Origin of the sequence: Cesiribacter andamanensis AMV16, assembly GCF_000348925.1 — a bacterium.
Taxonomy (GTDB): Bacteria; Bacteroidota; Bacteroidia; order Cytophagales; family Cyclobacteriaceae; genus Cesiribacter; species Cesiribacter andamanensis.
Genome location: NZ_AODQ01000029.1, coordinates 15,985 through 42,099, shown reverse-complemented (window position 1 = coordinate 42,099; position 26,115 = coordinate 15,985). Strand labels below are relative to the sequence as shown.

Here is a 26,115-nt window from a genome sequence, read left to right as displayed (position 1 = left end):
CAATGCCATGGCTGAGTGCTGGAACGAGCGCCTCACCTATGAAAGTGATGAAATTAACTGGGGCAGTGGCCGGGAGCTGGCCTTTGTGCTCCTTGCCGCCCTGGTAGCGGGGCTGATCGCCAAGCTGCCGGCCATTTTGCCCATCAGCGAGGAGGCCTTCTATCCCCGCAACATTGGCTTTATTCTGTTCCCCGCCCTGGCAGCCTACTTTGCCTGGAAACGAGCGCTGCCAACCCCCCGAATAGCCCTGCTGGCTGGTGCCATGCTGGTGGGTCTGCTGTTTATCAATTTCCTGCCAGCGCTGGAGAGCAGTGATACCAGCGTGCTGGCCTGCATTCACCTGCTGCTGTTTCTGTGGGCGCTGCTGGGCATAGCCTTTGCAGGGGATAAGCTCAAGTCGGATGAAATGCGCCTGGAGTATCTGAAGTACAACGGCGACCTGGTGGTGATGACTACGCTCATCCTCATAGCCGGCGGCATCATGACGGGCCTTACCATCGGGCTGTTTTCGCTGATCGGCTTTCAGATTGAGGAGTTCTATTTTCAGAACATTGTAATCTTTGGCCTGCCGGCAGCCCCCATTGTGGGCACTTACCTGATCCAGACCAATCCGCAGCTGGTCGGCAAAGTATCGCCGGTCATTGCCAGGCTGTTCTCTCCCCTGGTGCTGGTGATGCTGGTAATCTACCTGCTGGCCATGGCCTGGTCGGGCAAAGACCCCTACAACGACCGGGAGTTTCTGCTCGTTTTCAATGCACTGCTGCTGGGGGTTATGGCCATTATTTTCTTTTCCGTAGCCGAAACCTCCCGTACCTCAAAAAGCAAAATGGAGATCTGGATGCTCTTCTTGCTTTCCGTAGTCACCATCCTGGTCAATGGCATAGCCCTCTCGGCCATTCTGTTCCGCATCACCGAATGGGGCATTACCCCCAACCGGCTGGCAGTACTGGGCGGGAATGTACTCATCCTGATCAACCTGCTGCTGGTTACCACCCAACTGTACAGAATTGTCTTCAAGCAGGATAGCACCACGGAGGTTGGCAAGGTCATTGCCTTTTACCTGCCGGCCTATTTTGTGTGGGCCATCATTGTAACGTTTCTGTTCCCCTTTCTCTTTGGCTTTGCCTAAAGCACAAGTACAAATACACCCTCACTTTCCTCGGGGTATAAAGTCACTCCTGAACTGGGGATAGAAGGAAATAGGGGTGTCAGCTGCTCAAAACACCAGCACTAAATCGCTACGGAACACACATCTCCAGGGACTCACACGCTATGGAACTAACCATCTCCAACCTATCCAAAACCTACACCAACGGACGGCCGCTCCTCGGCGGACCCACCGAAAGCGTACAGGCATTAAAAGGCGTAAGCCTGCGCATTCCCAGGGGCATGTTTGGCCTGCTGGGCCCCAATGGGGCCGGCAAATCTACGCTGATGCGCATTCTGGCCACCCTGCAGGAGCCCGACAGTGGTAATGCCCGGCTGGGCGAGCTGGATGTGATCAACCAAAAAGAAGAGGTGCGCAAAACGCTTGGCTACCTGCCGCAGGAGTTTGGCGTGTACCCCAAAGCAAGCGCCGAAGAATTGCTGGACTACTTTGCCATCATGAAGGGGATCATAAGCCGAAAGGCCCGCCGGGAGGTAGTGGAATCGCTGCTGCGGCAGACCAACCTCTGGGAAGTGCGCCGCCAGAAGCTGGGCGGCTACTCGGGGGGCATGCGGCAGCGCTTTGGGGTGGCAGTGGCCCTGCTGGGCAACCCCCGGCTGCTGATTGTAGATGAGCCCACTGCCGGCCTGGACCCGGCCGAGCGGGTGCGCTTCCTGAACCTGCTGAGCGAACTGGGCGAGAACAGTGTGGTGATCCTTTCTACCCACATTGTTGAAGATGTCTCCGAGCTGTGCACCAATATGGCCATCATCAACAAGGGCGAGATTCTGCTGGAAGCCCAGCCCCTGCGGGCCGTAGAGGCGCTCAAGGGAAAGATCTGGCGCAAGCTGATCCAGAAACAGAGCCTGCCGCAGCTGGAGCAGGAGCATCAGCTGATCTCCACCAAGCTGCTGAGCGGGCGCACCCTGGTGCATGTGTACAGCCCCGAAGACCCCGGTCAGGGATTTGAAGCGGTAGCCCCCGATCTGGAAGATGTGTACTTCAGCACCATGGGTGGATTTTACGGCTCCGGTCAGCGAAAGCAGGAGCAGGTGCTATGAGGCTCTGGACCATCTTTCGCTACGAGTTCGGCTACCAGCTGCGCCTGCCCTGGCCCTGGCTGTTTGGGGTAGTGCTGATCATTCTCAGTTTTCTGATGACCCGGGACGGCTCCCTTTCTGAGGTGCTGTATGCTGATTTCTTTCTGAATTCCCCCTTTGCCGTGGTGAAAACCACCGTTTTTGGCAGCCTTATCTGGCTGATGATGGCAGCAGCCATTGCCGGCGATGCCGCTGCCAGAGACCGGGCTACCGGCATGCACCCCCTTAGCTACACCACCCCTGTGGGCAGGGGCGCCTATCTGGGCGGGCGTTTTTTAGCTGCGCTCCTGCTCAATGCCCTGCTGCTGCTGGCCGTTCAGCTGGGCATTCTGCTGGGGGTGTACCTGCCTGGGGTAGATGCGGCCCTCATTGGCCCTTTCAGGCCGGCGGCCTTTCTTAGTGCCTATGCCATTATTTCGCTGCCGAATGCCGTTGCGGCTACGGCCATACAGTTTGCCCTGGCCAGCGGGAGCGGACGTGCCATGGCGGGCTACTTTGGCAGTTTTCTGCTGGTTTTCATGGGGTTTTTTGTGGCTTCGGTGCTGCTGTACGGGCAGGGGCTGGGTACACTGGCAGACCCCATCGGCATCCGCATAATTGTAGAAGATATTGCCCACCTCTGGACAACGGCCGAAAAGAACTGGCGCCTGTTGCAGCTGGAAGGCATGCTGCTACAGAACCGCCTCTTCTGGCTGGGCATCGGGGGTATAGCGCTGGCCGGTACGTACCTGAGCTTTCGCTTTGCTCATCCCAGGGAGGGCGGCTGGGGGTGGCGCAAAGGGAAGAAACAGGCGCTTGCCCCGCACTCCCAGAATCCTGAGCGTAATGCCCTTTCGATTCCCCAGGTGCCCCGGCATTTTGGGCTTGCCCTTCAGGCCCGCCAGACGCTGCTTATTGCCCGTACGTCCTTCAACGCACTTGCCTTTAGCTGGGGCGAGTTTGCCCTGCTGGGTATGCTGCCCCTGATGACACTGCCGGTGCTGCTCGATCAGATGGAATCAAGGGGTGTTCCGCTGGTGCCCACGACCATCAATATTATTTATGAATTAACGGGTTCGCTTTCAGATGAGCTTAGCCGCTGGGTGATCGTTCCTTTTCTGATTGTCTACTTCGCCGGGGAGCTGGTATGGCGGGAGCGCGAGGCCCGCATGGGGGAGATTGCCCACAGCATGCCCGGCTCTGATTGGGCGCCCCTTTTGGGCAAGTTCCTGGGGCTTGCCCTGATGCTGTTGCTGTTCCTCTGCCTGCAGAGTGGGGCGGGAATGCTTGCCCAGACCCTACTGGGCTATAGAGAGTATGAACCCAGCCTGTACCTGAAGATCATGCTGGGCATACAGTTTCTGGACTACCTGCTGTTTGCCCTGCTGGCCCTGGTGCTGCATGTGGTGGTAGACCAGAAGTACATTGGTCACCTGGTGGCCGTTATTGCCTTTGTGTTCATTGCCATGGCCTCGCTCTTTGGCATCGAGCATAACCTGCTGATCTGGGGTGCAAGTTCGGGCTGGTCGTATACGGATATGCGCGGCTTTGGCCCCTCCCTGGAGCCCTGGTTCTGGTTTAAGGGCTACTGGCTGGCCTGGGCGCTGCTGCTGGCGGTGGGGGCAAAGCTGCTCTGGGTACGGGGCAGAAAAAACAGTCTGCTGCTGCGGCTTCGGCAGGCTCCCGGACGCTTCCGGGGCGCAACGGCCTATGCGGGTATGGTAGCGGCAGGGGCTGTGCTGCTGCTGGGGGGATGGATCTTCTACACCACCAATGTGCGAAACGAGTACCTCACCACCTCCGAAAAGAAAGCCCGGCAGGCCGCTTATGAGCAGCGGTACGGCCGCTTTGCCGCCAGCGCCCAACCCCGTCTGAGCGCCGCCCGTCTCCAGGTAGCCATTTACCCCGACGAGCGTAGGGCGGAGATCCGGGGTACGTACCGCCTGCTCAACAGCAGCCCGGAGCCGATTGATTCCATTCATGTGGCCACTGCAGGGGCTGTTGAGACCCGCGCCCTGGCGTTTGACCGCCCGGCCAGCCAGCTGCTTGCCGATGAGCAGCTCCACTACCGCATCTACAGGCTAGAGACCCCCCTGCAGCCCGGGGACTCGCTACAGCTGCATTTTCAGCTGCTAAAAAAAGCAAATGGCTTTAGCGAAAGCGGCATTGATCCCTCCCTGGCAGCCAACGGCACCTATTTTACCAACAGCTGGCTGCCGGCCATTGGCTATCAGTCCGGTAGGGAACTGCTCAATGCCCCTGACCGGCGGGCGCATGGCCTGCCCCCGCGCCCCATCATTGCCTCTCTGTATGATGAGAAGGCCCGGGAAAGGCGCGGAGGCGGCATCGCCTTTGAAGCCGTAGTGAGTACCAGCGCAGAACAGGTAGCGGTAGCGCCGGGAGCGCTGCTGGGTAGCTGGACCAAAGGGGGACGCCGCTTTTTTCACTACCGTACCGATGCCCCCCTTGGGGGCGAATGGGCCTTTTTTTCTGCCCGCTATGCCGTGCAGGAAGCACTGTGGACAAACCCCGACAGAAGCGGGCAAACCATCACCATTCGTCTTTACCACCAGCCAGGGCGCACGGCACAGCTTGAGCGCATGCTGGAGAGCATACATGCTTCTCTTACCTATTATACCCGTCACTTCGGTCCGTATCCCTACAGCTTTTTAACCTTTGTAGAGCGCCCGGGCAGGGGTACGGGCATGCATGCCGATGCCAGCATGATCACCTATGCCGAGGGCTTTTCCCTCTGGCAGCCCATGGGAGACGAAGAAACTCCGGATGTGCCATTTGCAGTAGTGGCGCATGAACTGGCGCACCAGTGGACCGTGCCCTATGCTCCCGTAGAAGGGGCCCCGGTGATGTCCGAAAGCCTGGCCTGGTACTATGCCATGAAGGTGGTGGAAACCGCAAAAGGGGAGGCGCATTTCAGGCGATTTCTGAGCTGGATGCACCAACCCTACCGGAAGGAGATCCGCCGGGGCGAACCCCTGCTGCGGGGCCTGGATCCCTACATGTCCTACCGCAGGGGTCCTTTTGCCCTCTATGCCTTAAGCGAGTACATCGGTGAGGCGCAGGTAAACAGGGCCCTGCGGCGCCTGCTGGAAAAGTACCAGGCACCGGCCGCCCCCCTGGCCACTACGCTTGATCTGTATGCCGGGCTGCAGGCCGAAACACCCGATTCGCTGCAGTACCTGCTGCATGATCTTTTTGAGGTAAATACCCATTGGGAGCTCAAGGTGGAGCAGGCCACGGCAAGCCCCACACCCGAGGGCAACTGGCAGGTTAGGCTGGAGGTACAGGCCCGCAAGCTGGTGTTTGACAGCGCAGGGGTAGAACGCGAGGTACCCATGATGGATTGGGTAGACCTGGCCCTCTTTGCCTCTCAGAAAGGGGGTGCCGCACAGGCGCCGCTCTACCGGCAGAAACATCGGATCCATACCGGCCGGCAGACTCTTACCCTAAGCCTGCCTGAGCAACCCGCGCGTGCCGGTCTGGACCCCTACAACCTGCTGATCGATCCAAAGCGGGAAGACAATGTGCAGCCGGTAGTACCTGAGCAGGCGCAGGCACCGGCAGCCGCTAAGCGCCTAAGCCAACAAAAAAAGGAGTAGCCCATGAAATTCTGGACAATCATTCGATTTGAACTGGCCTACCAGCTACGCCAGGGGGCTACCTGGATCTATCTGGGTTTAGCTCTTCTGTTTCCGCTCTTCTTCTCAGCCATTGGCAATCCCTCCGATAGCAGCGTTTTTCTAAATGCTCCCTCTTTCCTGATCTTTGTAACCGTATTTACCAGCGTACTCTGGCTGCTGACGGCAGGGGCCATTGCCGGCCATGCGGCGGCACGGGATGTGCACACCCGCATGCACGCCCTTACCTACACAGCCCCTGTGCACAAAGCAGCTTACCTGGGCGGTCGCTTTGCAGCGGCCTTCCTGCTGAATGCGCTCCTGCACCTGGCCATTCCCCTTAGCTTTTACGCCAGCTTTACCCTCAGGTCGGTCGATCCCGCATTGCTTGGCCCCTTCAGGCCCGAGGCGGTGCTAACCACCTACGGCTACCTGTCCCTGCCGCTGGCCTTCATTGGTACGGCCTGGCAGTTTTCTGCTGCCGTACTGGAGCGCAACGCTATTGTGGCCTACATTGCCAGCATTCTGCTCTTTCCCGTTGCGTTCCCCATCATGGGTACGCTGGCCGGCAAGCTCAGCGGTAATTGGGAACTGGTAAAGCTGATCGATCCCCTGGGAATCACCCTTATTGGCGGGCTGGATACGTGGACGAGCTATGAAAAGAATAACCGCCTCCTGGAGCTGGAGGGCTCATTTCTCTGGAACCGTCTGATTTGGCTTAGTCTGGCGGTGGGCGCCCTTGCCGTTGCCTACCTCCGTTTCCAATTTGTTCATGCGGTTTCCAGTCCCTGGTGGAGCAGGATCCGCTTCCGAAAAAATGGGCCTAGCCCCCTGGCAGTCCCGGTCAATACCAGGGAAGGAGCTGCCCTCCTGGTTCCTCCGCTCACCCCTTCCTTCGGGCTGGCCACTGGGCTGCGGCAGACAGCAGCCATTGCGGGCTCATCCTTTCGAATGATTGCCAAAAGCAGGGGTGGACTCCTCATCGTGGGCCTCTTAACGGCGCAGATGATCCTATTTGCCGTGGAGTACCTGGAGTTCAGGGGGGGGCCGCAGTATCCCACCGTCATGAACCTGCTGGGAATGCTTACTGCTCCCCTGAGGGATAGTCAAACGCCGCTCCTTATCATCCCGGTCCTGATTGTCTTTTATGCCGGGGAGCTGGTCTGGCGGGAGCGGGACTGGGGCATGCACAGCCTGTCCGATACAGCGCCGGTATCGGAGTGGAGCCTGTTGCTGGGCAAGTTTTGCGGGCTTGCGGGGATTGTACTGGTTTGGCTTGGCTTTTTGCTGCTGGCCGGCCTGCTCATTCCGCTCAGCATGGGGTATCAGCAGCTGCAGCCGGGGGTGCTGCTGCAGGCGCTTTTTGGCTTTCAGCTAGTGGAGTACCTGCTGTTTGCCCTGCTGGCCCTGGTGGTGCATGTGCTGGTGAACCAGAAGTACCTGGGCCATGGGGCAATGCTGCTGATCTACCTGGTGCTGGTGTTTCCGGCAAAGATTGGCCTTGAGCATAAGCTGTTGATCTATGCCTCTGATCCGGGCTGGTCCTATACGGACATGCGCGGCTTTGATCCCCATCTGGGTCCCTGGCTCTGGTTTAAGGGCTACTGGCTGGCCTGGGCGCTATTGCTGGCCGTTGGGGGGCGTCTCTTGTGGATGCGTAGTGCAACGCCCAGCCTCCGCATGCGCCTGCAGCTAGCCCGCCAGCGCCTTAGCCGCTTCACACTTGCAGTGGCGGCTGTAGCTTTAGGGGGTATAGGGCTTACTGGCGGCTATATCTATTACAACACCAATGTGCTGAATGCCTATACAACAGCTGCTGAGCGCACAGAACGCAACGCCCGCTACGAGCTGCAGTATGGACGGTATAAGCACCTGCCGCAACCCCTGCTACGGGCCGTCAGCCTGCAGCTTGATCTGCATCCCAGCCAGCGGAAAGCCGATGTGCAGGCTACCTACCTGCTGGTAAATGAGAGCGGGCAGGCGATTGACACCCTGCACCTGGCTACGGCTGAGGGGGTCATAACCTCTGACCTGCATCTTGACAGGCCCTTTACCCCCCTGCTGGAAGACAGGGTGCTGGGCCACAACCTCTACAGGCTGGAGAGGCCGCTACAGCCGGGCGATTCCCTGCGCCTCAGCTTCCGGGTCCAGTACCAGGCACAGGGCTTTTCGCATAGCGGAATTAGGGCTTCGGTGATCCAAAATGGCAGCTACCTCATCAATTACGAGTGGTTGCCGGGCATAGGCTATCAGCCGCAGCGCGAGCTCCGGGATAACGGGCAGCGCCAGCAATACGGACTGGGGCCCTGGAGTATGCCCTCTCTCTACGACAGCACCCGGACATGGCAGATCATGCCCGGCCAGGAGCTGATTGATTTTGAAGCGGTGGTGAGCACTGAAGAAGGTCAGCTGGCGGTGGGCCCGGGCCAGCTGCTGCGGCACTGGACCGAAGGGGGGCGGCCGCTTCTTTCACTATGCTACCAGCGCGCCCATCCGCAATACCTACTCCTTTTTCTCCGCAGCTTATGCTACCCATGAGGTGCAGTGGAAAGATCCTGCGTCGGGGCAGCTGGTGGATATCCGCCTCTATTACCACCCGGGGCATGCCGAGCACATTGCCCGGATGGCAACCAGTGCGCAGGCTTCCCTTACCTACTTTAGCCGGATGTTCGGGCCCTACCCCTATCGCCACCTGACCCTTGTTGAGCGCTCGGGCTATGCAGGAGAACTGAACGCCGAGCCTACTACCATTGATTATGGCGAGTCGTTTACCTTCTCCAACCTGAAGGACAACCCCTGGGCGCTGGACCTCATCTATTTTCCCATAGCGCACGAAGTTGCACACCAGTGGTGGGGTGCGGCACAGCTGCTGCCTGCACAGGTGGCAGGGGGTATAGTCGTGTCTGAAACCCTTGCCAACTACTCCGCCCTGCAACTTGTGGAAGAAGAATATGGCGAGGCCCATGCCGAAAAACTGCTGAGCATGTGGCGAAAATCATATGAAGTGCCCCGCTCCCGCGCCACAGCTCCGCTGCTGCAGGCGGCCGATGCCTTCATAGGGTATCGCAAAGGACCCCTTGCCCTGCATGCCCTTACCGAATACATGGGCAAAGCGCCGGTACATGCAGCACTCCGGCGGTTGATTGCACAATACGGTTCGGGCACTCCCCCTTTTGCCACCTCACTCGATCTTTACCGGGAGCTGCAGGCCGCTACCCCAGACTCGCTCCAGAACCTGCTGGAAGATTATTTTGAGAAAAACCTCTACTGGCAGCTAAAGACCAGCCAGGCGGAGGTGCAGCAGCTTGAGTCCGGCAGCTGGCAGGTTCACCTGCGCCTGCAGGCCCATAAAGTGCTGGTCGACAGCACCGGTGCTGAGACTGGCGTACCCATGAATGACTGGGTAGAAGTGGGTGTTTTCGGATCGGGCGAGGCTTCCGGCACCCCCCTCTACCTGCAGAAGCACCGCATCCGCTCGGGGGAGCAAACCCTTGTCCTGACCGTGCCGGCCAAGCCTGTCCGTGCCGGGCTTGACCCCCGCTACCTGCTCATTGACCTGAACCTGGACGATAATATCCGGAAGGTACAGCAGGCGGGGATAGCCGAGGAGCCGCCCAGTATCATTGACTAAGCAGGCCAGGTAATTCCTTCAACCAGGATAGCGTGCTGCCGCTCCAGGGGAAGGGGATGCGGAAAAAGTGCCGGAATTATCAGCAGGGAGCCCCCTGCACCAGCCAACTTGTGCAGATAATCATTATTTTGCGAGGCTCGCCCACAGCAGCCCAGGCTCCCGGCTATCTGGCTTTTGGAAGGGAGCAACAAGTATTGGTTTTTTTATCTCTATACACGGTTTATGGCTTCTGGACTTCTGGCCTTATTGGATGATGTAGCTGCCCTGGTGAAAGTAAGTGCGGCTAGCCTGGACGATGTACCCACGCAGGTGGCAAAAACAACGGGCAAAGTATCGGGAATTGTGATAGACGATACGGCAGTTACGCCCAAATATGTGGTAGGCCTGGATCCCTCAAGGGAGCTGTCCATTATTTTTCAGATCGCAAAAAAATCCCTGTTCAACAAACTAGTCCTGCTCAGCCCGGCGGCCCTGCTGCTGGGATTCTTTGCTCCCTGGGCAATTCCGCCCATATTAATGCTGGGCGGCGCCTTTTTATGCTATGAGGGCTATGAAAAGGTCCACTCCATGTTCAGCACGTCACATGCTGAAAACCCTGATAGCCAGCAGGCAGCAGTAAAAGTGATCACCCCTGAGGAGCTGGAAAAGGAGCGGGTGACAGGCGCAGTGCGCACAGATCTGATCCTGTCTGCGGAAATTATGGCCATTGCGTATGCCACCGTAGCGGAAGATGCCCTGCTTACCCAGATTGTGGTGATGATCTGTGTAGCGCTTTTTATCACACTGGCAGTATATGGGTTTGTAGGGCTGATTGTAAAAGCCGATGATTTTGGGGTGCACCTGGCCAAAAGGAGCCAACGTCCGCAGCTTAGAAAGCTGGGGGAAGGCATTGTGAAGTTTATGCCCCATTTTCTGAAAATTCTTGGCTATGTGGGAACGGCTGCCATGCTTTGGGTAGGTGCCGAAATCATTGCCCATGGCATTCCCTACACCAGCCATGCGCTGGATGATATAGGGCATTCCCTGGCCGAGTGGCCGGCGCTGGGCTGGCTGGCCAAGGTTGTTGTTTCGGCCATAGGGGGTCTGGTGCTGGGATTTTTCATTGATAAGGGGGTAACACTTTTGAAAAAAGCTCTTTAAGGGAGCACATGCCACACAGCCCTAAGCCTGCCCTGGGTGGTCAGCTCAGGTGCTGCCTGAAAAAATCAATGGTGCGTTGCCAGGCGAGCTCGGCAGCCGCTTTGTCGTAGCGCGGGGTGCTGTCATTATGGAAGCCATGGTTTACCCCGGGGTACATATGGGCGGTATAGGCCTTGTTGTTTGCCTTCAGGGCAGCTTCATAAGCCGGCCACCCCTCGTTTACACGCCCATCCAGCTCGGCATAGTGTAGCAGCAGCGGCGCCTGTATGGCAGGCACGTCTTCTGCAGCGGGTTGCCCCCCATAAAAGGGTACGGCTGCGGCCAGTTCCGGCAGGCGCACGGCCATCATGTTGGAGATCCAGCCGCCAAAACAAAAGCCCACCACGCCCACCTTTCCGTTGCAGTCGGGATGTGCCTTTAAATGCGCATAGGCGGCGATAAAATCTTCCAGCATTTCATGTCGGTCCCGCTTGCTTTGCAGGGCCCGGCCCTCGTCGTCATTTCCGGGGTAACCGCCCAGGGGGGTAAGGGCATCCGGAGCAAGGGAGATAAAGCCGGCCAGGGCAGCCCGGCGGCCTACATCCTCTATATAGGGGTTCAAGCCGCGGTTTTCATGTACCACCACAATGCCGCCCAGCTTTCCAGTTGCGTTTGCCGGTTTTGATAAAAGGCCTTTGATGGTGCCACCCCCTTTTGGGGAGGGGTAGGAGATATAAGAAGTGCTCAGCCGCGGATCATCCGTAGAGATCTGCAGCGTACCCGTATAGTTGGGCATTACAAAGCTCATGAGCGAGGCAACTGTAAGGCCGCCTACGGCATAGGCCGATAGTTTTTCCAGAAATTCCCGCCGGTCTATCTGGTTGTGGGCATAGTCATCATAGAGGTCAAATACCTCCTGCCTGATGTTTTCTTTTTTGATCTCGTCCATAAAAAAGAGGGGCTTGGTGGGGAAAAATCGTGCCGGGCAGATCCCGCTAGCGTCAATATCGGAAAGATTGGGCTGAAAATCGATAAACTGTTCCGCTATTTCCCGGGCTGCACTGGCTGGTGGACGTGGCGGATACCTTTCTATGGTCTGGTGATGAGGAGAAGCTAAAACTTTGCCGAAAGCGGCCGCTATGCGGAGTCAACTGCTCAGCACCTCCAGCCCCTTGGGAATAAGACTGAACTGGATCGTAAGCGCAGAGGGGCTATCGTGCATCTCAATGCCATCATAATGGTGGCGGCCGCTCCAGCGTATGCTCAGGCTTTTGGCTCGGTGTACGGGCAGGGAGCCGCGGGGCAGATCGCCCTTCTGAATGGCGGAGAGGTACTGCTGCAGCAGCTGGCGTTCTTCTTCCCGCACCAGCACCACATCCAGCAGGCCATCGCTGGCATCGGCACCCGGTGCCAGCGCAAGGCGGGGGCCGGTATAGCCCATGTTCATGACCTGTACCAGCAGGTAGCGCCCCTCCAGCGGGTACCCGTCAAGCACTAGCCTGGCGGTATCGGCCTGTTGGGTACGCAGCAGTTTCAGCAGCTGCTGGCGGGCAGCCTGCAGCTCGGCTTCCTGTGTGCGGGTGCCGGATGTATCTTTGGAGTGTTCTGCGCCCAGGTGAGGAAGCAGTCCAAAGCCGGCCGATTCCAGGAAATAGTCCTGTGCGCCGGGCTTTTCCATTAGCCCTACATCCAGGGCTTTGCGGCGGGAGAGGTCCCAGTGCCGGATGAGTACTGCGGGCGGCCCGCTGATACCCAGCTGGGTGGCAATATTATTGGCAGTGCCCAGGGGTAAAAAGGCCAGGGGTACCCCCTTGCCTACCAAATGCCTGCTCACTTTCAGAAGGGTGCCGTCTCCGCCTGCAATCACCACCAGCTGGCCCGGATCCTGCAGCTGCGCCTCGTAATCGTCGGTCTTGTAATTACAATAGTGCGCCTGAAAGCCTTTCTCTTCCAGAGCAGCCAGAAGTTGTTGAGCGGGGTTACTGATCAAAGCCCGCTTCGGGATTGTGAACAAGGGTTATGGGGATGGCCATGCGCAGCTGACTAGGGAATGGGGAGCAATGAGATAAACGAAACCGGAGCAGTCAGGTTATCGCTACAGGAGCTGAGCCAATTAAACGAAATGCTATGCGAATATTGATTGCAAATGATGATGGGATCTACAGCCCGGGCCTGCTGGCCCTGGCGGAGGTAGCCCGGGAGTTCGGACAGGTGCGCATTGTAGCCCCCGATGTGGAACAATCGTCCATGGGCCATGCCATATCGGCCCATACCCCCCTGCGCTATCGCCCTACGGCCATAGGCGATTTTGAAGCGTACCGGGTCAATGGCACCCCGGCCGATTGTGTGGCGCTGGGGCTTTTTCATTGGGAGCAGCAGGTAGATATTGTGCTGTCGGGCATTAACCTGGGCACCAACCTGGGCAATTCTGCCTGGCATTCGGGCACCCTGGCTGCTGCCAAGCAGGCCGTGCTCTTTGGCTTCAGGGGCATTGCCTTTAGTACGCCCGTAAGCCGGGAGGAGCCCGACTTTAGCGCCATCAAACCCCATGTGCGGGAATGCCTGGAGCTATTGCTGCCCCAAAAGGATCTTTCCCTGATCAATGTGAATATTCCCCGCAATGCAAAGGGGCTTCGCTGGGTGCGGCAGTCGCTGCGCCATTACGATGGCAAGGTAGTGCCCGGCACCGACCCCATGGGGCGGCAGCATTACTGGTTTACGGTGGTGCCGGTAGAGATTACGGAAGAAAATACCGATCGGTGGGCAGTAGAAAACGGCTGGGTATCGCTCACCCCTCTGCGGCTCGATCTTACCCATGAAGAGGAGCTGGAGCGGGCCCTGAAACGGGCAAAATCCTGATCAAAATCTCTTTGCTGGTATACACTGCCTGCCTTGGCTACCTTCTGGCCGGCGCAAAATAGTCCCTTAGGAGAAGCGCCGCTTTAGCTTTTTCACCCGTTTGTGATGGGGGTTCTTCCTGGGGGCTGAGCTAGATTTTGGCCGAAGCTGAAACAGGGGCTTTTTCTTTTTGGAAATGGTTGTGTTGGAGGTAGCGGGACGGCTGGTAGCAGTTGTGCTGCTTTTGCTGCTTTGTGGGCTTCTCGCTATCCGGTCTGGCTTTTTTGCAGGGCCTGTGGCAGGCGTTGTGGCTGCCGGGCGGGCGGCTGCGGCTGAAGGCGCTCCGCCAGCTGCTGTGCCGGTGTTGCCGCTCATCTCTTTGGGAACCAGCAAGGGCTTTTCGGCAAAGCGGGTGCTGCCGGGCTGTGCAGAAGACCGGCTGGCTTGCTGCCGGGCAGGCTCCTGATGCCGGCCAGGGGGCTGCACCCCTTTTTTTGCTGGGCTGCTGCTGGCGATAGGGGGGGTGATTGGTTCCAGGCTAACCGACTTCCCAGGCTCCTGTATGCGGCTGTCATGAGCGCTTCCAGCTGGGTTTCCAGCCAGGGACTCTTCCTGACCAGGCGTGGGGGAGGCTCCTGCAGGCTCCAGCTCATACAAAGCCACACCTGCGGTAGCCACCAGGGCCACCGCCGCAGTGGCCAGGCCTGAAACCAGCGTCTTGCTCAGGGGGCGTATGCGGTTTTTCTTTCCTGCTCCGGGCCAGCTACCTGTTTCAAGATACTGGCTGCCCAGCTTGCAAATAGCGCTGGCGCTGGGCCTGTTGCTGGGATCGGCTGCCATGCAGGCTTCCAGAATGGCACTTAAGGCAGGGGAGTAGGCAGGGGGCAGGGCGGGGATGCGCGCGCCCTTTAGCAGGCACTGGCCTCCCGCCCCTTCCCAGGGTACGGTACCGGTGCACATCTCATACAGGCTTACGCCCAGCGAAAAGATGTCGCTGGCGGCATCGGCGGCTGGGTGCCGATCGAAACGCTCGGGTGGGGCATAGGCAACGGTTATGGCCTGCAGAGAAGCTGCCGTGTGGGTAAGGGTGGTGCGAAGGCGGCTGCTGATGCCAAAATCGGCCAGCATGAACAGGTCCGGCTGCAGCAGCAGAATATTGTCGGGCTTGATGTCCTGATGGATGATGGAGGGCTGCTGCCGGTGAATTTCTTCCAGGGCCGACCCGATCTGGCTCATGACCAGCGCTACCTGCCGCTCGCTGTAGGTTTCTCCCTTGCGCAATCCTTCCCCCAGCGATCCGTAGGGGCAGTAGGTCATCAGCAGATAGGGTGACCCATCGGCCACATCAAAATGGTTTACCTTTAGCAGGTGCGGATGGGAGAGGTTGTGGGTAAGGGCGAATTCGTTTCTAAACTGTTGAAGACCCCATTCATCCAGCCCCTGCTGAGGCGCGTAGATCTTCAGGGCTACTGTTGCCTCATGGGCCATCAGGTCGCTGGCTTTCCAGACCTCCGAGAATCCACCTTCACCCAACAGGTGCTCTAAGCGATATCTCCCGGCAAAAATAGTGTTCGGCTCAAATACAGGCATAAAAATTTACTACGTCCAACCCAAAAAAAACAGTAGCCGCCTGAGGAAGGGGATGCACCTGCGGGTAAGCAGCGCCTTCTGACCACAAAAAAATAGCAGGGGTCAGCTACTAACGCACATTATATATACTGAAGGCTGCCGGTTTTATTGTCCGGACTGCTCATACTTCTTCTGCCGGCGCTTGCTGTGTCTGGGGCGGAGAAGGGGTCTGCTTCTGCCGGGCCAGGATCTGGTAATAGAGGTAAGGGCTCTGAGATGCAGCGCTTTCCTTGCTGAACTGTGCATTTGGCTGGGCTACTATGGCGCCATGCAGCACATAGCCCTCCGGTAATAACTTTTCTACCTGGATTTCAATCTCTTCCTGATTGGCGCCATACACAATTTTAAATGAATTCGCATCAAAGGTCATGGTAAGGGGCTGGTCCTGTAGGTGCTCAACAACTTAAGAGAATCTTCCAGAGGCGGCTAAGCATGTCGCCCAGGGCCCTGCCGGCATCCGCTCCTGCCTTCTGTGGCTGTAGCAAAGGTGGGTGATGGCTGCTGGCCAGGCAGGGATAGTCTTGCTGGACTACCCCTAATACGCAGCGGGAAGGGCTTAAGTTGTAATAAAAATTAAAATTAGATTAAAAAAATCCCGCAGCTGACTTTGTTACTTTTGTGCTGTACCCATTGTTGCAGAAATTGGTTTTTCGGCTAGATGGATAGAGCGCTGGTCGCCAGTGGGCTATGCTTTCGGGTGCGCTGCTGCACAACAGCCTGCCCTGCGGCGGCCGAATGTTTCCGGCACTGCCGGTGTTCTCCTTTCAGATCCATTGTACATGTCAACAATAAATACTTCCATACCCTACTCCCTGCTGGAACTGGCCACCGTATCGGCCGGCAGCAGCCCTGCCGATACCTTTAAAAACAGCCTGGACCTGGCCCGCAAGGCTGAGGCATGGGGCTATACCCGCTTTTGGCTGGCCGAGCATCACAACATGCTCAGCATTGCCAGCTCGGCCACCTCGGTGCTCATGGGCCATATTGCCGGTGGCACCAGCCGCATCCGGGTAGGCTCCGGGGGCATTATGCTGCCCAACCATGCACCTCTGATCGTAGCCGAGCAGTTTGGCACCCTGGGGCAGCTCTATCCCGGCCGCATCGACCTGGGCCTGGGCCGGGCGCCCGGTACTGACCAGCTGACGGCGCATGCCATCCGCCCGGACCGCATGCAGGCGGTTTACAATTTTCCCGAGGAGGTGGGGCAGATCCAGCAGTATTTTTCACCTGCCAACCGCAGCGCCCGGGTGCGGGCCCATGTGGCCGAAGGGGTGGAGGTACCCCTTTACATCCTGGGCTCCAGCACCGACAGCGCCTGGCTGGCGGCCAAAAAGGGCTTGCCCTATGCCTTTGCCAGCCACTTTGCTCCGGCGCAGCTCTTTGAGGCCCTGTCGATCTATTATGCCAATTTTCAGCCCTCGGAGCAGCTACAGGAGCCCTACAGCATTGCCTGCATCAATGTGATAGCGGCCGATACCGATGCCGAGGCAGAGCGGATCTCCAGCTCGCTGGTAAAAATGATGCTGGGGGTGCTCACCAACAAGATCGACTACATGCAACCCCCTGCGGAGCTGAGTGCCGAGCTGCGGGCCCTGCTGCAGGAACCAGCCTTTCAGCGCATGCTCAAATATGCCTTTATCGGCAGCAAAAAAACCGTAGCGCAACAGACGGCCGACTTTCTGCAGGAAACGCGGGTAAATGAGCTGATGGTGGTCTCCCACATCTACGATCATGCCGACCGGCTGCGCTCCTACCGCCTCTTTTCCGAGATCATGCAGGAAAAAGAGGTACTGTCTGCCTAAGCTGAATCAGGGATTAGCAGGATACGCTGCGGCGGCAGGTTCGTATGAAAAGCTGCTAACGGGCTGGTGCTACAAGCTCGCACCAGCGAAAGCGGTAGCTGCTCTTTTTGTTTGCTGCCTGAGCTATAGGGCGCTTATCTGTTTTGATGCTTAATAGCCGGAGGTATACTTCAGCAGTACCCCTTTGCCTTTTTTACCCCCTTCACTGGAGATGTAGAGCGCCCCATCCGGGCTAAAGGCAAAGGCCTCGGGCTGGCGCAGCTGCCCCTTATCCAGGGAGATCAGTTGCCGGATCTGCCCCTGGGGGTCAAGGGTCAGCAGCAGGTGGTTTTTGGCATCCAGCAGGTAGAGTGTTCCGTTGGTTTCGTTTATTTCCAGGGAAGAAGGCTGCAGCACATCGTAAGGGTCCTTCTTGCTGCTGCCCGCCAGTTTTTCCTGATCCAGCGGGATGGTGATCACCGGCTTGGGCTGCATCTTTTTATCGGCCAGCGAAAAGGCATAAAGGCCCTTGTAATTGCCCAGCTTCTTGTCGTAGCCCTTGGGGGCAATAAGCAGGCGCTGGTTGGCCTTATCGTAGGCCAGGCCTTCGGTATCCTGGCTTTTGGCCAGTACCGAGGGGTGCAGGGTGGTGGTGGGCTTGCCCTGGCGCAGGGGGCTAACTTCAAAGAGGGCGCCATCGCTGCGCAGTACAAAGGCTGTGTTGTCTACTACGACAAGTCCCTCGTAATCGCCCTCTTCGGCAAAGGGGATGGTTCGGGTAATGGCTTTTTTGCTGAGGTCGTAGAGGTAAATAATTCCCTCCTCATCCTGCACACAGGCCAGCACCCCCTCATCCAGAAAGGCCATGCCGGATATTTCCCGCAGCTCAGCGGGCAGCTCCCAGCTGCTTTGAGGGGCGGTAAGGGTAGAAGGTCCTTCGGTAGCAGGTGCGTGTCTGCTAAGGAGCGAGGCCTGCTCCAGCTGCGATGTGGGGCCGTTGGCAGCAGCCTGCTGTTCCAGTAACTTCCCCTGCTCATCAAAGAGCAACAGCAAATCATCTTTATCTTCCAGTTCTACCTCGTAATAGGTTTGCTGATCCTGCTGCACACGTGCAACCTCGTCTATTTTGTACTGCGTATAGCGGCTTTGCAGCAGCGCCAGGGCAGCAGGAGGCAGGTAGCGGTCGTCTATCTCTTCGCTGTAGCGCAGCAGCCGGCCATCGACGCTAAAGTGGGCAGTGCGTTCCCAGCTGCTAAGCTCAAATTCTACTTGGTAGGTATCGCCCTCCAGCTCCCACTCTACCCGCTCGGCGGTGGGGTATAGCTGTACAAACTGCTGCTCTACGGCATCAGGTATGGTGGGCTGTCCCCACCAGTTGCCCTCACAGGCAGTCAGGGAGAGGATGCCAGCCAGGGCAGTATATATCATCTTCGTTTTCATAGGTAGTATGGGTAAGTTCCAATACAAGTATACTTCCCCAATCTGTAGGAAATCTGGAGATGAGGCAGTTAGCCGGCCGTTGGCGGAAAATAAATGCAGAGAATGTGCTGCCCCTCGCTATAGGTATAGCTTGGGACAAGGGCATAGTGCTCACAGATCTTTTTGACCAGTGCCAGGCCAATGCCAAGGGACTCGGGGGCCTGGTGGCCGCTGGTAAAGCGGGTAAAGTACTGCTCGGTGGTGGCGCCGGCATAGGCCTCGCCGGTATTTTTGATGCAGAGCTGGCGGGGGGTAAGGCTAATGGAAATGCTGCCGCCGGTATGGTTGTGGCGAATGGCATTCACCAGCAGGTTCGAGATCAGGATCTCGGCCAGGCCCCGGTTCATGCGCCTGTATACCGGCTCCAGCAGGGGGGGCTCTACCACAAGCTCCCGCATGCCGATCATTTCCTGCAGCTGCTCCAGCTGCTCCTTCACCAGGCTATGGAGGGGCAGCTCTTCCTGCTCGCTGAATTCCTGATTCTCAATGCGGGTGAGCAGAATAAGGGTCTTATTGAGCCGCCCCAGGCGGTTGATGGGCGCATAGAGTTCCTGCAGCAGCTGGGCCTGCTGTTGGCTGAGGGCATCGGACTGCATGATCAGCTCCAGCTTGTTGTTGACAATGGCCAGGGGGGTCTGTATTTCGTGCGAGGCGTTTTCGGTAAATTCCTTCAGGTTCAGGTAATCCCGGTGCATCTTGTGGGTCATGGCTTCCAGCACGGCATTAAGCTCCTGAAACTCCCGGGTACTGGTAGGGGTAAGCTGCAGGGGCGGGTCTTTGGCCAGGCTGTAGCGCTTTATTTTGCTGAGGGTATCGTAAAAGTGCCGCCAGATAAATTTGTTGATGTAGTAGTTGATAAAGACCAGCCCCACCAGCAGCAGCACAAAGATTACCCCCATGGCCAGCATGGTGCTTTCAAACAGATCCTCAAAATCGGTGAGCGACTTCAGAATGGTGTACTCATAGGGCCGGCCATCCTGGTAGGCGGTAAAGGTAAGGCGGCGAAAGTATACATACTCCTCGTCGTAGCTGCTGTAGATCAGCGTATCGGCCAGCTTTTCCAGGGTGGGGCTGGCGGGGTTTGCCTCCTTTACCAGAATGGCCTCCGAGATGCCAGAGGTAACGCTGGGCAGGCGGTTGTTTTGCCGGATAAAGGCAAGGATGTTTTCTTTGTCGGTGAAGAGCTGGTCATCTACCTCATCGTAAATTTCCTGCTGCATGATCCAGTAAAAATTGATGCCTCCCAGCAGAAACACCACGGCAGAGAGCAGCAGGTAGTAGTAGCTGGTTTTGGTGAGTACCCGCATCAGCAGTTGAATTTATAGCCCAGCCCGTATACTGTCTGGATGTAGTCTTCGCCACCCCCTTCCAGCAGCTTGCGGCGTAGGTTTTTGATGTGGGTATAGACAAAATCAAGCGAGTCCAGAAATTCGGCATGGTCGCCCCAGAGGTGCTCGGCGATGGAATCTTTGGTGAGCACCCTGTTTTTGTTGGAGATGAAGTAGAGCAGCAGGTCGTATTCTTTCTTGGTAAGCGCCAGTTTGGTTTCGCCTATGGAGGCTTCGGCGGCATCGGGATAAACCTTCAGCGAATTGATCTCGATCACCTTCATGCCCTGAAAGCTCCGCCTGCGGATAACGGATTTGAGGCGGGCGTTCAGCTCCGAGAGGTGAAAGGGTTTGGTCAGGTAATCATCTGCCCCCAGCTCCAGGCCGCTGATCTTATCGTCAAGCGCATCGCGTGCTGAAATGATGATAATACCGGTCTCTGCACTTTTTTCTTTTAGCTGGCGCACCAGGTCCAGGCCATTGCCGCCGGGCAGGCCCAGATCTACCAGCACGCAGGCATAGGTGTAGAAGGCGATCTTGGTTTTGGCCTCCCCATACGCATCGGCCCATTCGCACACATAGCCCCCCTGCTGCAGGTAGGTACAGATGGATTCCCGCAGGGCCTGTTCATCTTCAATCACCAGAATTTTCATATGCTTTTGCTCAGAAGGCGCTACAGCCTATAACCGTTTTTTGGGGGAAAGGGTGGTGTGCAGGGCAGATTTTTGGCCATTTGCCGTACTACAGGGGGCTGCCCGGCTATACGCTGGCTTAGTCCCCTGTAGTGGAGGTAGCGGATTTGCCTTTCCCCTTTTTAGCCTACTGTAGAGCATGTAGCCCAGCAGCGCTGCTATGCTGATGGCCGATACCCAGATAAGACCGGTTTTGAGCCGTTCGTTGTTCTCGCCCAGCCAGGCCAGCAGGATGGTCAGAGGGGTAATGCCCGCCAGGGTGGCGCCTATGAATTTGAGATACGACATGCGGGCCAACCCGGCCACAAAGCTTACCGCATCATTGGAGAGAAAAGGGGAAACACGGGCAATAATGATGGCCCAGACGCCCCAGCGGTCCATAAAATGGCTCACCTTTTTTTCGGCTTTCTGCCCGATGAGCCGCACCACGCCGGCCTCGCCCAGGCTTCTGCCCAGCGCCCAGCCAATGGTAGAGGCAACCAGCACCGCTGCAATGGCCAGCGCGGAGCCCCAGAAGGGACCATAGGCCAGAATGGCTACCAGCATCAGCGCCACTACATTTACCACCAGCAGAAACATTTGCGCCACCATGGCCAGTATGATAAAAAGCGGACCCCAGGCGCCAAACTGGCTCACCCATTCAGAGATTTTCTCTTCCTCGCCGCTGCCAAGTACCTGCCAGCCCTCCTGCAGGCTTTGCTGAAAGGACGGGATAAAGAAGTAGGCCGCTATACCGCCCCCTATCAGCAGAACGGTCAGCAGCAGGGGCCAGCGGCTCTGTTTAGGACTGGCTGCATCCGCAGCTGCCTTTTTATCCTGGCTGGCGGAGGGGGCTGCCTGGGCCCTGCGGGCCTGTCCGTTAGCGGAGGGTGCAGGCCGGATTGAGGGGGAGTTGGATGTATTGTGGGGGGTAGCGCTGTTCTTCATTGTAAAAAATATGGGGTAAGAGGAGCTATTTCATATAGGCGGGCTCGTCCAGCTTTTGGCCGTCTGCCGAAAAGACCAGCCAGTAATCCCGCCCCTTCCCATCAAAGGCCAGTTGGTAGTAGGTGGTGCCCCCCTGCTTCAGCACCTCTATATCGGCAAGGGGAATGCCGGCATAGTCCCGCTCCAGGCTAGCCCGTACGGCCTGGGGCAGCTCCTCTTCCAGGATGTCGTATTTATATTTGACGATGGCGCCCGTGCGGTCCAGCAGCACTTCATAGGGAATGTTGTCAAGGTTGAATTCGGCGGCGTAATACTGATCAATTTCCTCCCATTCCAGCACCCGAACATCGGGAAAGTCGGCTGCCAGCCCCTGGCGAACCACCTGGGGTACATTTTCTTCGGCCAGTTCGTTGTCGCAGGCGCTCAGGCTGAGGCCAATCAGGAGCAGGAGTAAGGGGAGCCATTTCATAGTGGTGCCAGTTAAAAAATACAGGTCTAGTTCCTGAAGCTACGGCCCGATTCTGTGCTAATTCTGAAGTTGGGGGGATGGCGGGAATTTGCCCATAAAAAAAAGCGCTTCGGGAAACCGAAGCGCTAAAGGAGAGGATAGCAGTAGCCGCTAAGTGATCAGGTTTTCTTCCCGGATCAGGCACTCCAGCCGGCTGGCTACCGTAAGGCAGCTGCAGACCTTGGGAATATCCGCGCAGCCCCGGCTGTTGGGCAACTCTGAGCGGCAGCGGAAGGCCGAAATGTCAATGCGGTTGAAATGAATGTTCATAAAAGCACATTCATCAAAGAGCTCTTCCAGCGTGGTAAACTCAGACGGATCAAGGGATTCATTCAGCAGGTATCCCCGCAGAAAGTGCTCTACGGCAAGCTGGGCATTCTGGCAGATCACATCGGGTGACAGGTCTTCCTGCGGCCTGAAAAACTCGTTCTTGGCTTGATTTAATTTATCGATTGCTTCGCTAAATAGCTGGTTGGCGGTAGGTTCCATCTTTGTTCAGGTAAAAGGGTGGAGTGCCATGGAGTTGGTAGGGAAAATAGTGCTGCTCAGCTGCTCATGAGGTGGGCTGGCCCCTACAGCATCCGGCTGATGCTGCAGGGGGGGTGCCCGCTTCATTAGGCTGCTCAACAGGGGGCTGGCGCCTTAGCTGTTTTTCAGCAGCTCCAGTTTTTCCCATTTTGCTTCAATCTCTTCCTGTGCCTGCTGCAGCAGTTGGGCGCCCAGTTCTGCATCCTCCTTCACCACGCGGGTAAAGCGGGTCTCCTGGTACATGAAGTCGCTCACCGGGGCTACAGGGGGTTTGGAATCCAGCTTAAAGCGGCTGCCTTTTGGCTTGGAAGGGTCGTAGCGGAACAGCGGCCAGTAACCGGTTTCCACCGCTTTCTCCTGGTGGGCTACCCCATGCTTGAGCTCATAGCCATGCTCGCCGCAGTGGGAGTAGGCAATGATCACCGAGGGGCCGGGATAGGCCGCCGCTTCCTCAAAGGCCTTGAGGGTTTGCAGGTCTTTGGCGCCAATGGCCACCTGGGCTACATACACATTCTCGTAGGAGATGGCCTGCAGGGCCAGGCTCTTTTTGCTGTTGCGCTTGCCGGCTACCGCAAATTTGGCACTGGCACCCAGGGGGGTCGCTTTTGATTTCTGCCCGCCGGTATTGGAGTAGACCTCGGTGTCCATCACCAGGATGTTGATATCCTCGCCGGACGACATGATGTGGTCTACCCCGCCAAAGCCGATATCATAGGCCCAGCCGTCGCCACCCAGGATCCATACCGCTTTTTTGCGCAGGTACTCGCTCAGCTGCAGCAGCTTCTGGGCATTGGCATCCTGCGGATAGCTGGCCAGCAGGCCGTTCAGGATCTGGATGTCGGTAAGCTTCTGCTTTTTGAGCCCTTCGCTTTCCTCCCCATTGCTTAGGATGGCCTCAACCAGGGCAGGGCCCACCAGGGGTTCCAGCGTTTTCAGGAGGTCTTGGGCAATTTCCTGCTTTTTGGAGAGGGCCAGCTTCATGCCCAGGCCAAACTCGGCATTGTCCTCAAAGAGCGAGTTGGCCCAGGCCGGACCCCGACCCCCTTCGTTTTTGGTGTAGGGGGTGGTGGGCAGGTTGCCGCCGTAGATGGACGAGCAGCCGGTGGCGTTGGCAATCAGGATGCTATCGCCATACAGCTGGGTAAGCATTTTCACATAGGGGGTTTCGCCACAGCCCGAGCAGGCGCCGGAGAACTCAAAGAGCGGTTGCAGGAACTGCGAGCCCTTGATGTTGGTGGTCTGCAGGGCCTCCCGCTTGTAGTAGGGCAGGGTGGTAAAGAAGTCCCAGTTGGCATTTTCCTTCACCTCTACTTCCAGCTTGCGGTGCATGTTAATGGCCTTAAAGTCGGCAATCTCCTTGCTTTCGGCCGGACAGACCGCCACGCAGAGGTCGCAGCCGGTGCAATCCTCGGGCGATATCTGCAGAATGTAGGATTCGGTTTTTTCATTGAAGGGGCGGCCTTTTGCAGGGGCTGCCTTCAGCGAAGCGGGGGCGTCGGCCAGCGCTTCGTTCAGCACCACTTTGGCCCGGATGGCGGCATGCGGGCAAATGGCCACGCATTTGTTGCACTGCGTACAGAGGCTGGCATCGTCCCAGACAGGGATAAAGTCGGCAATGCCGCGCTTCTCAAACTGCGAGGTGCCGGTGGGGAAGGTGCCGTCTACCGGGAAGGCGCTTACGGGCAGCTCTTCGCCGGCGCCGGCCAGTATCCTGCCCAGCACGTCGGTCACAAAGGGGTCGGTGCCGCCGCTCATTATGGGCTTGAAGGCCCGGCTGTTGGTGGTCTGGCGGGGGTAGTCTACCTGCTGCAGGTTGTCCAGGGCCGTATCTACCGCATCAAAGTTCATCTTAACGATCCGCTCCCCTTTGTGGGAGTAAGATTTGATGATGGCATCCTTGATCTTCTGGATGGCCTCCGCCTTGGGCAGCACGCCCGAGATGGCAAAGAAACAGGTTTGCAGTACCGTATTGGTGCGCTTGCCCAGCTGGGCCTGCTGTGCCACGCGGGTGGCATCAATTACATAGAAGTCGAGCTCATTTTCGATGATCTGCTGCTGCACTTTTTGAGGCAGCTGGTCCCAGATCTCGTCTTTGGAGAAGGGCGCATTCAGCAGGAAGGTACCCCCTTTGCGGATCTTCTTGAGGATATCATACTTATCAATAAAGCTAAACTGGTGGCAGGCAATAAAATCGGCCCGTTCGATCAGGTAGCTGGAGTAGATGGGTTCCTTGCCGAAGCGCAGGTGCGAAACGGTTTGTGCGCCGGCTTTTTTGGAGTCGTACACAAAGTAGCCCTGCACATAGTTATCGGTGGTTTCGCCAATGATCTTGATGGAGTTTTTATTGGCTCCCACGGTACCATCGGCCCCCAGGCCGTAAAACAGGCAGTTGATGGTGGATTTTCGGGCCTTGAAGCCGGGGTCGTAGGCCAGGCTGGTGTGGGTTACATCATCGTCAATGCCAATGGTAAAGTGGTTTTTGGGCTTGCCCTTCAGCAGCTCGTCGTAGATGGCTTTTACCATGGCAGGGGTAAACTCCTTAGAGGAGAGGCCATAGCGGCCGCCGATGATCAGAGGCATGTCCCGATCGCTTTCGGCAAAGGCCGTTACCACATCCTGATAGAGGGGCTCGCCAAGGCTGCCGGGTTCCTTGGTGCGGTCCAGCACCGCAATGCGTTTGGCGGTTTGGGGCAGCTTGTCGATAAAGTGGCTGAGGGAGAAGGGCCGGAACAGCCGTACCACCAGCACTCCTACCTTTTCGCCCTGCTGGCGCAGCGCCTCCACGGTTTCCCGCACGGCCCCTTCGCCGGAGCCCATCAGGATGATGACCCGCTCGGCCTCCGGATCGCCCAGGTAATCGAAGAGCTGGTACTGCCGGCCGGTGTAGCTGGCAAACTCGTCCATCACCCCCTGTACGATCTGGGGCACTCTATTGTAGTACTGGTTGGCGGCTTCCCGGGCCTGGAAGAACACATCCGGGTTTTGGGAGGTGCCGCGGATTACGGGATGGTCGGGATCCAGCGAGCGCTTTTTATGCTCCATCACCTTATCCTCAGGCATCATGGCCCGGATGGTGGCATCCGGAATTCCATCGATCTTGGAGATCTCATGCGAGGTGCGGAAGCCATCGAAGATGTTCAGGAAGGGGATGCGGGCATGCAGGGTGGCCACCTGCGAGATAAGGGCAAAGTCATGGGCCTCCTGCACCGTGCCGCCAAAGAGCATGGCAAAGCCGGTCTGACGGGCGGCCATTACGTCGGAATGATCACCAAAGATGGAGAGGGCATGGGTGGCCAGCGTACGGGCCGCCACATGGATCACCGAGGGCAGCAGCTCGCCCGCCATCTTGTACATGTTGGGGATCATGAGCAGCAGGCCCTGCGAAGCGGTAAAGGTGGTGGTGAGGGCACCGGCCTGCAGCGCACCATGCACCGCACCGGCGGCACCGCCCTCGCTTTGCATCTCTACAATTCTGGGTATGTTGTTCCAGATGTTCTTCAGGCCCTTGGCGCTGTACACATCCACATGCTCGCCCATGGGCGATGCCGGGGTGATGGGGTAAATGGCGCAGACCTCGTTGGTTTTATGGGCAATGATCGCAACGGCCTCGTTGGCGTCACAGATCAGTTTTTGGGATTCTTTTTCCATCACGGGTAGTATAAGCGTAAGCGATGTATATTCTAAAAGGGGGTCACCCTGTGGACATATATTTGCAGATAGTAAGCTCTTTTATTGCAAAAAATGCCATCTAATAGCCGGTGGGGGTATCAGATGGCATTGTTTGCATGGCTTCT

General features: G+C 57.5%; 19 protein-coding genes. 8 read left to right on the top strand and 11 right to left on the bottom strand.

What is annotated here, in order from left to right:
• The 6 genes from ADICEAN_RS07530 to ADICEAN_RS07505 all read left to right on the top strand — a co-directional run.
• On the top strand, positions 1 to 1,129 hold a 1,129-nt coding region (locus tag ADICEAN_RS07530), incomplete at its 5' end, for a hypothetical protein (protein WP_040396500.1).
• Between the two features lie 143 nt (positions 1,130 to 1,272).
• Positions 1,273 to 2,208: an ABC transporter ATP-binding protein gene (locus tag ADICEAN_RS07525; RefSeq protein WP_009194970.1), complete on the top strand. Its 936-nt coding sequence runs from the start codon at positions 1,273 to 1,275 to the stop codon at positions 2,206 to 2,208.
• Positions 2,205 to 5,843 (top strand): ABC transporter permease/M1 family aminopeptidase, encoded by a 3,639-nt coding sequence (locus ADICEAN_RS07520; protein ID WP_009194969.1) that lies wholly within the window; start codon positions 2,205 to 2,207, stop codon positions 5,841 to 5,843. Before ADICEAN_RS07525 ends, ADICEAN_RS07520 begins: the two co-directional genes overlap by 4 nt.
• 3 nt (positions 5,844 to 5,846) lie before the next feature.
• Entirely contained in the window at positions 5,847 to 8,399 is a 2,553-nt protein-coding gene (locus tag ADICEAN_RS07515) for an ABC transporter permease (RefSeq protein ID WP_009194968.1), read from the top strand.
• A gap of 1 nt (position 8,400) precedes the next feature.
• On the top strand, positions 8,401 to 9,492 hold the full coding sequence (locus ADICEAN_RS21035) for a gluzincin family metallopeptidase (protein ID WP_009194967.1): 1,092 nt from the start codon (positions 8,401 to 8,403) through the stop codon (positions 9,490 to 9,492).
• A 222-nt stretch (positions 9,493 to 9,714) separates the two neighbouring features.
• The gene (locus ADICEAN_RS07505) at positions 9,715 to 10,632 is read left to right on the top strand and encodes a DUF808 domain-containing protein (protein WP_009194966.1); all 918 of its coding nucleotides are present in this window, start codon (positions 9,715 to 9,717) and stop codon (positions 10,630 to 10,632) included.
• Between the two features lie 40 nt (positions 10,633 to 10,672).
• Here ADICEAN_RS07505 and ADICEAN_RS07500 read toward each other — a convergent pair whose 3' ends face one another.
• Together ADICEAN_RS07500 and ADICEAN_RS07495 are read right to left on the bottom strand one after the other, a co-directional pair.
• Positions 10,673 to 11,560, bottom strand: a complete 888-nt coding sequence (locus ADICEAN_RS07500) for a dienelactone hydrolase family protein (protein WP_009194965.1) — start codon at positions 11,558 to 11,560, stop codon at positions 10,673 to 10,675.
• 198 nt (positions 11,561 to 11,758) lie between these two features.
• Positions 11,759 to 12,601: a diacylglycerol/lipid kinase family protein gene (locus ADICEAN_RS07495; protein WP_009194964.1), complete on the bottom strand. Its 843-nt coding sequence runs from the start codon at positions 12,599 to 12,601 to the stop codon at positions 11,759 to 11,761.
• A 137-nt stretch (positions 12,602 to 12,738) separates the two neighbouring features.
• On the opposite strand from ADICEAN_RS07495, the gene surE reads away from it, so the two are divergent.
• Positions 12,739 to 13,470, top strand: a complete 732-nt coding sequence (gene surE, locus ADICEAN_RS07490) for a 5'/3'-nucleotidase SurE (protein ID WP_009194963.1) — start codon at positions 12,739 to 12,741, stop codon at positions 13,468 to 13,470.
• 66 nt (positions 13,471 to 13,536) lie between these two features.
• Here the strand turns inward: surE and ADICEAN_RS21030 are convergent, their stop codons facing one another.
• Together ADICEAN_RS21030 and ADICEAN_RS07480 are read right to left on the bottom strand one after the other, a co-directional pair.
• The gene (locus ADICEAN_RS21030) at positions 13,537 to 15,039 is read right to left on the bottom strand and encodes a serine/threonine protein kinase (RefSeq protein WP_009194962.1); all 1,503 of its coding nucleotides are present in this window, start codon (positions 15,037 to 15,039) and stop codon (positions 13,537 to 13,539) included.
• A 160-nt stretch (positions 15,040 to 15,199) separates the two neighbouring features.
• Complete coding sequence (locus ADICEAN_RS07480; RefSeq protein ID WP_009194961.1) at positions 15,200 to 15,448, bottom strand: hypothetical protein; 249 nt, start codon at positions 15,446 to 15,448, stop codon at positions 15,200 to 15,202.
• Positions 15,449 to 15,857: 409 nt separating this feature from the next.
• On the opposite strand from ADICEAN_RS07480, the gene ADICEAN_RS07475 reads away from it, so the two are divergent.
• Positions 15,858 to 16,880, top strand: coding sequence for an LLM class flavin-dependent oxidoreductase (locus tag ADICEAN_RS07475; RefSeq protein ID WP_009194960.1), 1,023 nt, complete (start codon positions 15,858 to 15,860; stop codon positions 16,878 to 16,880).
• 150 nt (positions 16,881 to 17,030) lie between these two features.
• Here ADICEAN_RS07475 and ADICEAN_RS07470 read toward each other — a convergent pair whose 3' ends face one another.
• The 7 genes from ADICEAN_RS07470 to nifJ all read right to left on the bottom strand — a co-directional run bounded on the left by ADICEAN_RS07470 (position 17,031) and on the right by nifJ (position 25,969).
• Positions 17,031 to 18,299, bottom strand: a complete 1,269-nt coding sequence (locus ADICEAN_RS07470; RefSeq protein WP_009194959.1) for an SdiA-regulated domain-containing protein — start codon at positions 18,297 to 18,299, stop codon at positions 17,031 to 17,033.
• Between the two features lie 68 nt (positions 18,300 to 18,367).
• Positions 18,368 to 19,645, bottom strand: coding sequence for a sensor histidine kinase (locus ADICEAN_RS07465; protein WP_009194958.1), 1,278 nt, complete (start codon positions 19,643 to 19,645; stop codon positions 18,368 to 18,370).
• The gene (locus ADICEAN_RS07460; RefSeq protein WP_009194957.1) at positions 19,645 to 20,319 is read right to left on the bottom strand and encodes a response regulator transcription factor; all 675 of its coding nucleotides are present in this window, start codon (positions 20,317 to 20,319) and stop codon (positions 19,645 to 19,647) included. Before ADICEAN_RS07460 ends, ADICEAN_RS07465 begins: the two co-directional genes overlap by 1 nt.
• Positions 20,320 to 20,346: 27 nt before the next feature.
• On the bottom strand, positions 20,347 to 21,285 hold the full coding sequence (locus ADICEAN_RS07455) for a TVP38/TMEM64 family protein (protein ID WP_009194956.1): 939 nt from the start codon (positions 21,283 to 21,285) through the stop codon (positions 20,347 to 20,349).
• A 25-nt stretch (positions 21,286 to 21,310) separates the two neighbouring features.
• Entirely contained in the window at positions 21,311 to 21,754 is a 444-nt protein-coding gene (locus ADICEAN_RS07450; protein WP_009194955.1) for a hypothetical protein, read from the bottom strand.
• A 150-nt stretch (positions 21,755 to 21,904) separates the two neighbouring features.
• On the bottom strand, positions 21,905 to 22,282 hold the full coding sequence (locus tag ADICEAN_RS07445) for a HEPN domain-containing protein (protein WP_009194954.1): 378 nt from the start codon (positions 22,280 to 22,282) through the stop codon (positions 21,905 to 21,907).
• A gap of 153 nt (positions 22,283 to 22,435) precedes the next feature.
• Positions 22,436 to 25,969 carry a pyruvate:ferredoxin (flavodoxin) oxidoreductase gene (gene nifJ, locus ADICEAN_RS07440; protein WP_009194953.1) on the bottom strand — a complete coding sequence of 1,178 codons (3,534 nt, stop codon included), beginning with the start codon at positions 25,967 to 25,969 and terminating at the stop codon, positions 22,436 to 22,438.
• Positions 25,970 to 26,115: the final 146 nt, after the last annotated feature.